Origin of the sequence: Flavobacterium sp. Leaf82 (assembly GCF_001422725.1) — a bacterium.
Classification (GTDB): domain Bacteria; phylum Bacteroidota; class Bacteroidia; order Flavobacteriales; family Flavobacteriaceae; genus Flavobacterium.
Genome location: NZ_LMMA01000035.1, coordinates 116,530 through 130,795 on the forward strand (window position 1 = coordinate 116,530; position 14,266 = coordinate 130,795).

A 14,266-nucleotide genomic window follows, 5' to 3' on the forward strand; every position below is an offset into this window, starting at 1 on the left:
TAATATTAGCTATTTAATGTTTTCGTAAATAACTGATAATCATAAAAGCAAAACACCTTTAAACATTATGTCTAAAGGTGTTTTTGAATTAAAATATAGTAGGATAATTATGAATCTAATTTGCTGGTATCTTTTTTACGATATACCAAATAAAATACCTGAGGCAAAACGGTTAATGATAAAAACATACAGGTAATCAAACCTCCAACAATCATGATGGCAAGAGGTTTTTGAACTTCAGATCCCATTCCGGTAGACAATGCTGCGGGTAATAATCCTAAAGATCCCATAAGGGCAATCATAACAATAGGACGAATCCTGCTGTAAATACCGTCTGAAATAGCTTCTTTTAATGGCATTCCGGATCGCATATTTTCTCGAATCATTCCAATGAGGACAATACTGTCAATGGCGCTGACTCCAAACAGAATGATAAAACCAATTCCGGCTGATATTCCAAACACAGTTCCTGTTGCCCATAATGATAAGAAACCACCAATAAAGGCATATGGCATGGCGCTAATCGCAACCAATGTATCTTTGAAATTACCAAAGTTAAAATACAAAAGACATAAAATCAAGATCAATACCACTGGAACAATCATTGCTAATTGTTTCGATGCTCTTTCTTTACTCTCAAATTCTCCGGCCCATTTCATTATATTCTCTTTAGGAAGTTTTACTTCTGCAGCTACTTTTTTCTGTGCTTCATCGATTGTACTTCCCAAATCTCGGCCTTCGATACTAAAACCTACGGCAATATATCTACTGTTTCCTTCGCGATAGATAAATGTTGGTCCTGTTTTATATTCTACGGTAGCAATTTCTTTTAAAGGAACTTTTTTGCCATTCATAGTCGGAATCAGGATATCTTCGATTTTTTCTTTTGAGTCACGATATTCTTTTTCGAAACGTAACGTGATATCAAATATTTTTTCGTCGTCGTAAAATTTCGTTGCCGCTTGTCCTCCAATCGTCATTCTGATTACGGCTTGTGCATCTGCAGTTGTAATTGCGTAACGTGCCATTTTTTCGTCGTCAAGCTGAATTCGTAATTCCGGTAAACCAATGTTTTTATAAACGTTGATATCTTCAATTCCTTTTACATCTTTGATCGATTTGGCGACTTTTGCTGCCATTGCTTCCAGTTGAAAAAGATCATTTCCGAAAATCTTTATTACGAGCGGACTTTTTACTCCGGCAACATATTCTTCGACATTATCCTGAATAGGCTGACTAAACCCAAAGCCAATTCCGGGATAAACGTCGAGTTCTTTTTTGATTTCGGCAATCAATTCTTCTTTACTGATGTCGCGTTTCCATTCGTCCTGATGTTTTAATTCGATATGTAATTCGATATTAAAAAATCCGGTTGGATCTGTTCCGTCATTTGGTCGTCCGGTTTGTGTCAGGACAAATTTTACTTCTTCGAATTTCCTTATTTTGGCTTTCATTTCTTTTGTAAGTCTTACCGCTTCATCAAGATTGATGCTGTTGGGTAAAGTGGCTCTCACGTAAATTGCTCCTTCATTCAGCTTCGGAATAAATTCTGAACCATAAAAAGCAAACTTTGCACAACATACTGCCAGTAAAACAAGGAAACCATATAAGGTTGCTTTTCTATGTCTGGTACTCCAGTTAAAAAGTCTAAAAAGATTTACTCTGAAGAAACGCGAAATCATATTTTCTTTTTCGACAATATTTTTTGTCAACATCACTTTACACATTGCCGGAACATAAGTAAGCGATAGAATCAATGATCCTAATAGCGCATAACTTAGGGTAAAGGCGAGGGGAGAGAACATTTTTCCTTCTACTTTTGTAAATGAGAAAATAGGCATCAGGGCAACGATTAAAATAATCAGGGCAAAGAAAATATAAGTCGCTACACTACCCACACTTTTCTTGATAAGTCCCATTTTGCTCATGCTGTTAAAGCGTTCCATTCCTACCTTATGCGCTTTCTTTTCGAGCGATACAAAGACTTGTTCGACAATAACCAGTGTTCCTTCGAGCAATAGTCCAAAATCCAGCGCTCCCATAGAAATTAAGTTCGCAGGTAATCCCTGAATTCTCAACATTATAATAGCAAACAAAAACGAAAGCGGAATCACAGAAGCAACAATCAATGAGGTTCTCCAGTTATAAAGAAAAATAAACACGATTAACGATACCAATAAAATCCCTTCTACAAGGTTTTTAGTAACGGTTTTTACAGTTGTATCAACCAATTTTGTACGGTCGATAAACGGAACTATTTTTACATTATCCGGTAAAACTCTTTCGTTAAGTTCTGTCAAACGATCCTTAAGTCTCTTAATTACTTCACCCGGATTTTCTCCGCGCAGCATGACTACAATACCTTCTACAACATCATCATCACCATCTAAACCTACCTGACCTAATCTTGGTTTGGCAGATATAGAAACTTCGGCAACGTGTTTTACCAATATTGGCGATGAACCTTTGGTTTCTATCAAAATATTACCAATATCTTCTACTTTATTGATAAGTCCAACACCTCGTACAACATAAGCCTGATCACCACGCTGGATCACGTCTCCACCAACATTTACATTACTTTTTGATACGGCTTCGTAAACATCTAGTGCTGAGAGATTATAATTTTCAAGTTGTGTGGGATTGATTTTTATTTCGAATATTTTTTCTTCTCCACCAAAACTTACTACGTCAGCAACACCAGGAACTGAGATTAGTTCTCTTTCGATTACCCAATCCTGAATGGCTTTGATTTCGCGTATTGGCAAATCACTTTTGATAACATATCTGAATATCTCGCCCGTTGCTCCGGATGGCGGTTCAATATCTACATCTGCACCTTCCGGAAGATCTAATCCGTTAAGGCGGTTTGAGGCATATTGTTGTGCGTAAAAATCCTCTACATCATCATCAAATAATACGGTTACCACAGATAATCCAAAAAGCGAAATAGAACGTACTTCGGCTTTTTTAGGAATCGTATTCATTTGTTTTGAAATAGGAAGTGTGATGAATTTCTCTACTTCTTCGGCACTTCTTCCCGGCCATTGCGTAATGATTCTTGCTCTTGTATTGGTTACATCCGGGAAAGCTTCGATAGGCGTGTGGATATAGCTAACTATTCCGGCGACTAGTAGTATGGCTGTCAGGAAAAAAACTATAAGGGAGTTTTTTAACGAGAAAGCAACCAGACCTTGTACAAATTTTTTCATGTCTTGTCTTGTATTTATCCGTTTTTAGGGATAATTAGTTTTTTAATCTTTCGTGAATCAGCAAGTGATTTTTGGTAATAACCATTTCACCTTCTTTAACTCCTTTATTAAAATAAATCCAGTTGTTGTTTTTTATTACCGGATTAATTTCTCTGGTTTCGATCGTACAATCGTCTTTGTAAATCAGGATATAATCACGATTATTATCAAAAATGGCTGCTTTTGCAGGAAGAGAAGCCAGCATTTCGCCGCCAAGGCTTTTATCGATAATAATATCTGCCGTCATTCCTGGTTTTAGCTTTAAGTTTTTGTTTTCCATTACAATTCTTGCTTTTAGAACATGTTCGTCAGCATCAAAAACTTTGGCAAGCATGGCTATTTTTCCTTTAAAAATTTCACCCGGATAAGCTGGAGTAGTAACATCTACAAGCATATCCTGAGTTACATTTTTCAGGTTACTGGTATATACGTTTACCAAAACCCAGATTTCTTTAAGATCAGAAATAGTAAAAAGAGGTTCGCTTCCTTCTGTAATCTGCATTCCGGGGCTAATATTTTTTGCTACAATATAACCTTCAGTTGGGGCTTTGATCTGAAAAACCGCTCTTTCGCTGCTGGCACTAAACATGGCAAGATTTGCTTTTACATTTTCAAGAGAAGATCTTAAAACATCTAATTCGCTTTGTGCCTGCAAAAGGTCTTTTTGAGAAGCGATTCCGTCCTCAAACATCGATTTGCTGGATTGTAACTGACGTTGCGCAACAGAGATCTGAGATTGCAATGATTTACTTTCTGATTGCATGCTGTTTAGTTCTGTACTTTTTATTTCTGCCAGAACTTGTCCTTTTTTTACATAATCACCAAGAGAGAATGTAGTTTTTGTAATAATTCCTTCTACAAGACTATTAAATTGCACAACATGGTCGTTGTTATAAGTAATGTTTCCGGTAAGGTTTATAGATTCGCTAACGGCACGTTTTTGTACTGCTTCGATTGTAATTTTTTCTTTTAATTCTTTATCAATACAAAATTTTTCGTCTTTTGTATCTTTGATTTCTTCTTTTTTGCCACATCCGTAAACGAGCATTAACCCAAGTATTGGGATTAAAATAAATTTCTTCATTGTATTTTTTATTATTTTCAGAGAATGTGAGTAGTATTTTCAGTTAAGATTTAATTAATTTCTTCACCGGCGATATAGCGCAATTCTTCCAGGTTTTTATTCAGATCTTTTTTAGAGTTTATCAATATTGCTTTGTTTTCAAGATAGGCGTCTACAAAATCAAGATATTCTAGCATACTTGTGTTTCGCTGCATAAAGTTTTTACGATAGCTTTCGAGAAGTTTATCCAGATCAGTTTCGTAATTGGCATCGACACTTTCGTATAATTTTTTGGTAACAATCAGGTCTTCATAAGCTTGTAATACTTCTGCCTGTACACTTATTGTTTTCTCTTCGGTCAATAATTTGCCTTGGTCGATGGCGACTTTTGCGGCTTTTATATTTCCTTGATTTCTACTAAAAAACGGAAGGTCTAAAGAAAAACCAAGTCCCACAAAGTCATTCATCGTACTTGCACCACGGTCATAGCTAATACCAAGAGTAACATCTGGTGTTCGCATTGCTTTTTCGTATTTGTATTTGTTATCGTTATAGTCATTTCCCAGTTTGATAACCTTCATATCTGGTCGGTTTTCTACTGCCGAAGCCATAAGATTACCTAAATTGATATTGTCGATATTTTTTTGATCGGGAACAAAACCTTCATCCGTAAGTTTGATGAAACTTGTTGCAGGCAGATTCATTAAGACTTTAAGTTCTTTTTGGAGTGCGTTATTTTCTTTTTGCAAATCACTTATTTCTTTCAGGAAATTAAGTTCAGATGCTTTTAGCCTGATATATTCGCCTCTGCCAATATTGCCTTGCGAAACCTGATTGCTATATCCTTTTAACATGGTTTGCATCGACGAAACTTGTTTTTTATAGATAGCTCCTTGAGCCTGATTGTATTGCAGTTCAGTAAGATTACCTCTAAACTCAATTTTTAGATTACGCAAAAAGGTTTTAAAGTATTCTTTGGCGATATCTACGCCAACTTTTTCCATGGCAATCATCTTTTTTCGTTTTCCGGCAGTCTGAACAAGCTGTTCAAGTTCTGCGGTAACCTGAGTTGTTTTACCAAAATTGCCCCACAAAGCAGGAACTTCTCCCGCTGTAGCATTATGCCAAAGATTGATTTCGCCGATTGTAAGTGTAGGATTTGGCCATAATTTTGCCTGAATAACTTGTGCATCAGCGATGTCGATGTTTAGTTTTTCGGAAATTATAGAAAGGTTCTTGTCCAGAAATAAAGCCTCAGCCTGAGTTCGGGAAAGAACAATAGTATCGTTTATTGTTGCATTTTGTGCCACACTTTTGTGTGATACAATAACGAGAAGGGTTAGAAGTATACGTTTCAAATTAAGGTGTTTTAATATGATGCAAAGCTACCTGCGGCATATTAAGTGGTAATTTGATGTGTATTATAAAGCGGTTAGAGCAACATTAGAAAACGATTAGAGTTTAGGAAATAACAACGTAACCGTAGTTCCTTCGTCTTTTTTTGAAGCAATCGCAAAATCAATATTATTTTGTTTAAAGATAATGTTCGCCAGAGAAAGCCCAACGCCGCTGCCTTTTATATGGTTTACATTTTTGCCCCTGTAAAAAGTTTGTTTGATAAATTTGAGGTCTTCTTTTGTAATTCCCGTTCCATGATCTTCGATCACAATTTTAAGCTGATTGTCTTGTTGCAGTAAACTTATCTTTATAGGATTTCCGTTAGAGTATTTTACGGCATTTTCTATAATATTGTATAAGGCAATTTTAATTTCGTTGCTGTTTCCTTTTATCGAAAGCAGTTTATCATTCTCGATTTCGATCGCAATTTGTATCTGGGAATTCTTTAGCCTGTAAACATCCGGTAATTGATCGTTGATATCCCAAACCAATTCATCGACCCTGAAAATTTCAGTAAGTTCAGTATTGTTCCTTAATCCCGAAAGCATCATAAGCGTGTTCATAGTATCTTCGATCTGATATACATTCTCTAATACTTTTTCAGACATTTCTTTATATTCAGCACTTGTTCTGTCTTTTTGGGCAAATACCTCCAGATTTCCGGAAATTGCAGTTAAAGGCGTTTTAAATTCATGCGACACATAATTAATAAAATTCTTCTGAATGATAAATGTATCCGAAAGTCGTTTAAACAAATTATTATACGTCTCAATCAATTCCTGAATATCATCTTTTGTATTAGGCGAAACAATATGGCGATCCAGCGACGAAGCTTCGATCTCATTTACCTGATTAATAATGTTTTTTATAGGACTGTAGGCAAGATTCGAAAGCAAACGGCTCACAATATATATAATGATTAATCCGCTTAATAAAACCAGAATCATAATAATCAACAATCGATTGGTAATGGTTTTAAATTCCTGATCATTTTTTTTAACGAAAACCACAAAATCTCCCTGATTGTCATGGTAATAACTTCCAAAATAAAAATGATGATTTGATTTAAAATTCAGCTTACGGTTCTTTCTTATATAATCCAGCTTTTCTGCATTTATATTTGCATCTATCTGTTTTTCGCCATATACAATCTGATTTTCCTTGTTGTAAACGCGCGTTATAATCTCAAGTGAATTTTCTTTGAATTGCTGACCAATTATCAAATGTTGATTTTGAGGTAATTCATCTTTTTCAAGATAGAAAATCCCCGTCAGCAAACACGTTTTTTGAAGTTCGTTGTAAATAATTTTTTCAGAATAACTGTAGAAAGAAAAATAAGTAATCACCGAAGCAATAACAAATACAATGCTAAAAGTAAAAGAAGATATTAAGGTAAACCTGTTGCGTATTTTCATAACTATTCTTTAAGCATATATCCCGTTCCTTTTATGGTATGGATAAATTTATGGTTTTGCTCGATTTTGTTTCTCAGATAAGAAATATATACATCGACCACATTTGTATTATTATCATAATTAATGCCCCAAACAGCGTTTAAAATCTGCGTTCTTGACATTACCTTATTTCGGTTTTCTAATAAAAAAAGTAACAGTTTATATTCTCTTGGCGACAAATCTATCAGCGTATCATTTTCTGTAACCTTATGTTCTTCAGGATTTATGGTCAGACTTCCTAAAGTGTATAAGGTTTCTTCATTATCATAATTAAATTTTGTTCTGCGCGTCAAGGCGTTTACTCTCGAAATTAATTCCTTAAAATGAAAAGGTTTAACCAAATAATCATCGGCGCCAGAATCCAGCGCATTTACCTTATCATCAGTATCGCTCAGAGCGCTAAGCATTAATATAGGAGTATGAATTTTCTTGAAACGCATTAATTTCGTTAGCTGAATACCATCAATTCCCGGAAGCATGATATCCATCAGGATAATATCCCAGGTATTATCCTGAACTAATTCTCTTGCAATCTCACCAGTTTCAGCCAGATGTACCGTAAAATTGTTTTCTTCCAGACCTTTTATAATAAATTCGCTAATGCGTTTATCATCCTCAATGAGTAGAACATTCATACTTAAAAATCTAAGATTATAATAGTGGTTTTTGTATTGATCAGGAAGTGCTAATAAACTAAAGTTGAAATTGCCTGATAAATCTTTTTAAAGAGAAACTCAAAAATAGCAATTAATTATTGCAATTGCTGTTAAAATTGAATCTTAGAAAAGAGGAGGTTTAATCAAACTTATTATAATCTAATATTCAATCATTTTTTGGATAACGTTTCTAATACCTTTTCCAGATTATCAATACTCATTTTAAAGCCTTCAGAAAAGCCCATTTCGATCATCTTTTCTAAACGTTCCAGAGATTCATTAAAAATAGCAATATTCACTTTTGTAATGCCGTTTTCTTCGCTAAAAGTATGATCCCAGTCAGAACCCGGCAATTCGCGATTCTCGTCTTTATCAGCAAAAGTATTATACATTTTAAAGTTTGTTTTTGGCGTAATCGAAGTATATTCCTGAACCGCCCAGCGCTCAAGACCTTCCGGACTTACCATGGCGTAGAATCTTTTTCCGCCAACTTCAAAATTCATATATTTTGTTCTGGATGACCACGGTTTTGGCGCAACCCATTGATCCAGAATTTCCGGTTTTGTAAAAGCGTCCCAAACCAAACCAAGTTCTGCATCAAACTCTCTCGTTATATATACCGTTTTTATGGCTTTGTCAACGGTAAAATCAAATTTCAAATCTTTTTTCATTTTTTCTGATTTTTAAGTGTTAATAGTATTTCGTCAAGCTGATTAAATTTGGTTTCCCAGATCTCCCTAAATTGGTTAATCCATTTATCGATCTCTTTCATTTTTTCGATTTCAAGCGAATAATAAATTTCCCTGCCTTGTTGTTCCTGTTTTATCAAGTCACATTCTAAAAGCACCTTAAGATGTTTAGAAACAGATTGTCTGGTTGTGCTAAAATTCTCTGCAATGGCATTTGGAGTCATTGCATGCATTGCAATCAAGGTAATAATAGATCGCCTTGTTGGGTTGGCTATTGCCTGAAAAATGTCTCGTCTCATAATGTTTCGTTTTAATTACGAAGCCAATTGGTTGCGAATATACGTGCAACTATTTGGTTTCGCAAATTTTTAAGCAATTATTTTAAAAAATAATATATATAAGAACTTTAATTATAGTGTTTTAGAGGTTTATTTCGGATTGGATTGCTAATGAATTTAGATATTTAAATTCTATCCAAATGTCTACGAACTCAGGAAAATTCACCTTTAAGTATATTTTGCTTTCTGAAAGACTTTCTGAAAAAGGATTTTTAAAGTTGAAGTTTTTTTAGGAGCTATTTCCCGCTGTACGTTCCAATCTTTTGTGCCGAACACCGGCACAAAAGGATTTCTACTTCCATCGGGGCTAGGACAATAGGTTTCATGAGAGAGATTTGTATTTCATCAAAGAGTATTTTTCATGTTAATCATTTTAATTTTTTATATTTGAGAATAACACTGTATTAATTGTAAGAAAAAGAAGATTTTTTAGCTATATTTGTTTTTCCTATTATTACGACGTTACGGCTAAATGAAATTTGCCCTTGTATTATGTGTACAGTATCGGAAACGACTGTAAATGCTGTCGTAAGCATTTAGGACACTAATATACAAGGGTTTTATTATTCCTAATTTTTACGACATTATGAGTGCAAACACAATTTCCAAAGAAGCCCAAATCAGGCTTATGAATTTTTTCAACAACACAATCGATCCACAAGAAATGGCTAAATCGATAAGGCAAGTAAATTATGTTCTTGCTTTAGGAGCTTTAAGACAACATGCAACCCTGCAAAATGAAATGGACAATTTACAAAACAGCTTTTATTGGCTAAATGAATTAGCTGAGGTTTTAAATCCTTATCTGGATGTAGAATAGAATCTTTAGAATTATTAAATAATGTAAAAACCTCGATTTTATAAGTCGAGGTTTTTTTTGTTAAGTACATTATTATTTAGTTTTCATCCTATAAAATAATTAAGCAATTTGACATCAATCTTATATAATTTTAGTTTATTTTTTCATATGAATTTGAAATTCAATTAATTAACTTTTATTAAAGAAAGGTTTAACATGTTCGGTTTTCGCTGGCTGTCTGAAATTATTAATTTTAACTAAATCAAAATTAATAACATTTTAAATACTTAAAATTATGAAAAAGAATATAGCCATATTAGCCACAGACGGTTTCGAAGAATCAGAATTATCATCGCCAAAAGCTTATCTTGAAGAGCAAGGTTGGAATGCAGATATTATCAGTTTGAAATCAGGAACAATCAAATCCTGGAAAGACGGTAATTGGAGCAACGAATACAATGTTGATGTAGTATTAGATCAGGCAAATGAAGCCGATTATGATGCTTTGGTTCTTCCTGGAGGAGTTATAAATCCTGATTTATTGAGAAGAGAAGAAGCAGCAGTAAATTTTGTACGTTCTTTTTTTGAAAGTAAAAAACCTGTAGCAGCTATTTGTCATGGACCACAAATTCTGGTAGATGCAGATGTTTTACAAGGTCGAAAAGTAACTTCGTTTTTCTCAGTTAAAAACGATTTAAAAAATGCCGGAGCCCAATGGGAAGACTCAGAAGTAGTCGTAGATAATGGATTAGTAACCAGCCGCAACCCGAATGATTTACCCGCTTTTAATAAAAAAATGGTAGAAGAAATTAAAGAAGGAAAACACGAGCGTCAAACAGTGTAAAAAGATATTTTTATTTATCAAGTTACAAAAAATGCAAGATCAATTTTGGTCTTGCATTTTTTTTGTTTTTGCCAGTTTAATTATTTATGCTGTGTGAAGTCTCCTGAATTCATACACGTTACAATGAGACATTGCAAATCTAGATAGGAATGGAATATAGGGATGTGTACAAAGTCGGGAGACTTAGCACAGCTTGGTTTTAGATAGATGCATTTTTGGTTTGTAAATTATATTGTAGTTGTATTTACTATTTTTCTTATGTTTGTTGCACCAAAAATATACTATGACAATAGCCGATTTAATTAAAGATTTTATTGATTCTACCAAAGAGAGATTAAAAACTCCAATATCAGGTGCATTTTTATGGTCTTTTATAGTTTATAATTGGAGACCAATTTTTTTGTTAATTTTTTCAGATACTTCTATTGAAAACAAGATCGTAGTAATTAATTATGAATATTGTTCTTTTTGGGCAATATTTTGGCCTTTAGTTATTGCAACATTTTATACCTTATTAATTCCTAAAATCATGTTACTTATTGATATCGATTAGCTCCCACTAAAAATGAAAGAGTTACAAAACGTTATCAAGCGAAAAAACATGAAGTTAAAGAAAAAACTAGTGTTGCTAAGGAAGAATTTTTGTTAAAAAGTGAAGAATCTGGAAATCAAACAATACAAGAATTTATGAGCCAAATAGATGCTCTTAAAGAAAACAATAATAGTTTACAGGATAGTATTAAACAAATTAACGAATCAAATAAAGTTACGGTGGATGGTCTTAATAATTCACTTAAAGTTGCAAAAGAAGCTATGTCTGAAAAGGAAACTCAAATTACTAGATTAAGAAGAATAAATGAAATTGTATATGAGAATGGATCTAATATTCATATACAAGATGACGATGTATTGGAATATAAAAGTCTTGTCAAAAGAATTTTAAATAATTCAAAACTTGAAAAAGAGTTGCTTTCTAATGTTTTAAAAATTTCAGATACTTTATCAACAAAGGATTTTATAACTATTGAAAAAATTAAGGTTAATACTAAGAATGAAATATTGGTTGGTGATCTGGATGATTTTCAAGCATTAGACAATTTATATATTAAATCTGTAGTTGCACGAATAATATCTCATAACAAAGTTACTTATCTTTTTACTGAAGCTGGAGATATAATTTATAATATGTTTTTAACCAAAGTAAAAGTATCGCAGCAAAAGCTTTAAAAACAAATAAATAACCTTTTTTATGGATAGAGTTCTTTTTTGTTCATATTTGGAATGCTCTAGCCGGTCTGTAGATTTGTGAAATAAAGGTTATATTAAATACTCTTTAATCACTCTCAGTATTTCCTTAATATTTGAGACATCATTAGTTCCATGCTGACTTACTCTGCTGGCGCGAGCATCTTATTCGTGCGCTCAATCTACATCAATAAAGCTAATTTTCATGAAGTAAATATCTTTTCAATAGACTATTTTTTATTTAGAATAGGTTACTAGTCATATGTTCACGAGCGAGACGCTCGCGCCAGCAGGGGATTATAATTCATTCACTGTTTTTCTTACTTCATCATATCTAAATGTTATATGATGTTTTTTTACATTCAATATTGTATCATTATTTTCATCAATTGATCCATATACAAAAACGTACAACCCTACATTAATGTCATTTAATTGATCTTTTAAATCTGTAAGTGCTTTGTTAAATAGTACGTTATAGTTGTTTTTTAGCCTTGATAAAACCCATTTAGACATTGATTTTTTATCAATTTTTATTGAATAATTTGAATAACTCTGCATTGAGTTTTTTGATTCATCATTATCTTTAAATCCAAGTAACTTAAAAAAAACGCTGTCGGGATATTTATCAAAAACATCTTGATTTACTTCTGATAATCTTATTCTGCCATAAAATATTCTATCATTTTGCAAACTTGATGGATCCGTATGATTTTCTATACGTTTGAAAAAATATCTATATTGGATTTTATTACCATTTATTTCGATTTGAACATCCCTATTGTATGGAAATCCTAAATACCAATCAACTATTCGATCGATGCTTTGAACTCTGTTTTTTTTATCAAATCTGAGGTTTTCACCATCAAACTCATACACTTTAGTTATCCCTCCAAGACCAGTTATTCCCTCATCATCATTATTTTTTGCTTGTGATGTTTTTTTTTCTTCTGCTTTACTATCATCTTCATTCAAATTAAAAACTGAAGGATAACCAATTTTCTTAATCTCTGTTTTATTTAATTTTCCACCTTTGCCTTTTATATAGAGATCATTTAAAATTGCGTATTCGCAAGTTTCGATATGTTCTTGAGTTCTATATTTTTTAAAATGAGGCTTTCTATGATTTCTTTTTTTTATACAACTTGGTGCCATTCGCACGGAACATTTTTCGTCAATACAAACAAATTCGAGTTCTTTATAGTTTGGATAAAGTTTAAGTAGAGTATCAGCCATAACAATTTCTTGAGTACTAACAATTCTTGCTCTATTCATAATTCAAAAATTTAGTTGGTTTTTTACATAAAATCTAATTTGTAAATTTGCATATATGCAAGATAAATCTCCGCTTGCTGGCATGAGCTTGTCGTTTATGAATGGAATCTTATCTTGCCAAAAAGATTTGCATACTTAGTCATAGAAATAAATTATTATTTGCAATCAAATAATTATATAAATTATTTAATTTTCTTAAGAACGGTAAGCAATTTTGGAATTTTGTCAACTTGTGTTTCTGTCCAGAAAGTATAGTTCAAAATCTTATCGTCGTCATAACTATTTAGTTTGATGCTAATTCTTCGATCTTTTTCATAAATAAAATATGACAAGGTCATTTCTTTAGCTTTAAAAATAAACTCGGAAGATTTGTCTTTGAATTTTAAGTCTAAATTTGGAATTACGTTATCTTCTACAATACTTATAAATTCTTCAATTTCATCAATTCCAATCCAAGCCGTCTTACGAACATCCGGATTCTTAATATACATATCCAATTGCAAAGCATTAGTTTTTGTACCTGATTTTAAATCAATAACTTCTATTGGATAAAAAATTACAGATTCTCCTATTCCTGATCTAAACTCTGCGGTTGTATTCCAGTCTTTATTAATTCTTGTAAATTGTGTTTTATCAATTAATATTCGAGTTGATGATTCGATATTTTCTTTTTGAGAATAAGTTAAAAACGTTCCAAGAAGTAAAATTATTGATAATAGATTTTTCATATTTATTTCCTTTTAGTTATTCAATACAAATATTGCAATTAATAATCAGGCACTTTACGGAAATCCATAATCCGTAAAAAAAAATATTTTGAACAAGTATAACAATGAATAAAAATTAAATACCCCGTAATTATACGTGTTTTTATTTCCTTGGAAATTAAATATGTGATGAAGACCTGATTTTTAGCCCTGATAGAAGGGAAAATCCTTTTTTATTGTTTTTCACAATAAAAAAGATTGGAATGATAGCAGGAAATAGCTCCTTAAAAAATCTAAGAGTTTTCATTTAAGTAAAAGTTTAAAAGAATATAACCGCAAAGTCTGTCATTTCGGGGAACGAGAAATCTTTGCAACTAACTCCGCATGTAAAATCGCCAATCTTTGTCGAGCTACTTGCGAGGATTTCTCCTGCGTCGAAATGACAATATTGGGTTACTTTGCGATTCAAGGGATTAATCCCGAAGCCTCGGGACCTTGTTACAAAATGAATCATTAGAACGTAATTTTATAGAGAGTTCCGGAGGAA

The 14,266-nt window shown here is 32.7% G+C and carries 13 protein-coding genes; 4 read left to right on the forward strand and 9 right to left on the reverse strand.

Annotated elements, in window-relative coordinates; genetic code table 11:
• Positions 1–107: 107 nt before the first annotated feature.
• The 7 genes from ASF10_RS21620 to ASF10_RS21650 form a co-directional block, all read right to left on the reverse strand.
• Positions 108–3,212 carry an efflux RND transporter permease subunit gene (locus tag ASF10_RS21620; RefSeq protein ID WP_056254088.1) on the reverse strand — a complete coding sequence of 1,035 codons (3,105 nt, stop codon included), beginning with the start codon at positions 3,210–3,212 and terminating at the stop codon, positions 108–110.
• Positions 3,213–3,246: 34 nt separating this feature from the next.
• Positions 3,247–4,335, reverse strand: coding sequence for an efflux RND transporter periplasmic adaptor subunit (locus ASF10_RS21625; RefSeq protein ID WP_056254092.1), 1,089 nt, complete (start codon positions 4,333–4,335; stop codon positions 3,247–3,249).
• 50 nt (positions 4,336–4,385) lie between these two features.
• Complete coding sequence (locus tag ASF10_RS21630; RefSeq protein WP_056254095.1) at positions 4,386–5,672, reverse strand: TolC family protein; 1,287 nt, start codon at positions 5,670–5,672, stop codon at positions 4,386–4,388.
• A gap of 96 nt (positions 5,673–5,768) precedes the next feature.
• Entirely contained in the window at positions 5,769–7,127 is a 1,359-nt protein-coding gene (locus ASF10_RS21635) for a sensor histidine kinase (protein WP_056254097.1), read from the reverse strand.
• 2 nt (positions 7,128–7,129) lie between these two features.
• Positions 7,130–7,801 (reverse strand): response regulator transcription factor, encoded by a 672-nt coding sequence (locus ASF10_RS21640; RefSeq protein ID WP_056254100.1) that lies wholly within the window; start codon positions 7,799–7,801, stop codon positions 7,130–7,132.
• Between the two features lie 191 nt (positions 7,802–7,992).
• Complete coding sequence (locus ASF10_RS21645) at positions 7,993–8,493, reverse strand: SRPBCC domain-containing protein (RefSeq protein ID WP_056254103.1); 501 nt, start codon at positions 8,491–8,493, stop codon at positions 7,993–7,995.
• Positions 8,490–8,810, reverse strand: coding sequence for an ArsR/SmtB family transcription factor (locus ASF10_RS21650; protein WP_056254106.1), 321 nt, complete (start codon positions 8,808–8,810; stop codon positions 8,490–8,492). Before ASF10_RS21650 ends, ASF10_RS21645 begins: the two co-directional genes overlap by 4 nt.
• A gap of 625 nt (positions 8,811–9,435) precedes the next feature.
• Between ASF10_RS21650 and ASF10_RS21655 the strand changes: the two genes are divergently transcribed.
• From ASF10_RS21655 to ASF10_RS21670, 4 genes are all read left to right on the forward strand, one after another.
• Entirely contained in the window at positions 9,436–9,669 is a 234-nt protein-coding gene (locus ASF10_RS21655; RefSeq protein WP_056254109.1) for a hypothetical protein, read from the forward strand.
• A 274-nt stretch (positions 9,670–9,943) separates the two neighbouring features.
• A complete protein-coding gene (locus ASF10_RS21660; RefSeq protein WP_056254111.1) occupies positions 9,944–10,492 on the forward strand; it encodes a type 1 glutamine amidotransferase domain-containing protein in 549 nt (182 codons plus the stop codon).
• A 283-nt stretch (positions 10,493–10,775) separates the two neighbouring features.
• Positions 10,776–11,045, forward strand: a complete 270-nt coding sequence (locus ASF10_RS21665) for a hypothetical protein (protein WP_056254113.1) — start codon at positions 10,776–10,778, stop codon at positions 11,043–11,045.
• Between the two features lie 134 nt (positions 11,046–11,179).
• Positions 11,180–11,719: a hypothetical protein gene (locus tag ASF10_RS21670; protein ID WP_131726572.1), complete on the forward strand. Its 540-nt coding sequence runs from the start codon at positions 11,180–11,182 to the stop codon at positions 11,717–11,719.
• A gap of 315 nt (positions 11,720–12,034) precedes the next feature.
• Here the strand turns inward: ASF10_RS21670 and ASF10_RS21675 are convergent, their stop codons facing one another.
• Complete coding sequence (locus tag ASF10_RS21675; RefSeq protein WP_056254118.1) at positions 12,035–13,012, reverse strand: hypothetical protein; 978 nt, start codon at positions 13,010–13,012, stop codon at positions 12,035–12,037.
• Positions 13,013–13,194: 182 nt separating this feature from the next.
• The gene (locus ASF10_RS21680) at positions 13,195–13,740 is read right to left on the reverse strand and encodes a hypothetical protein (RefSeq protein ID WP_056254121.1); all 546 of its coding nucleotides are present in this window, start codon (positions 13,738–13,740) and stop codon (positions 13,195–13,197) included.
• Positions 13,741–14,266: the final 526 nt, after the last annotated feature.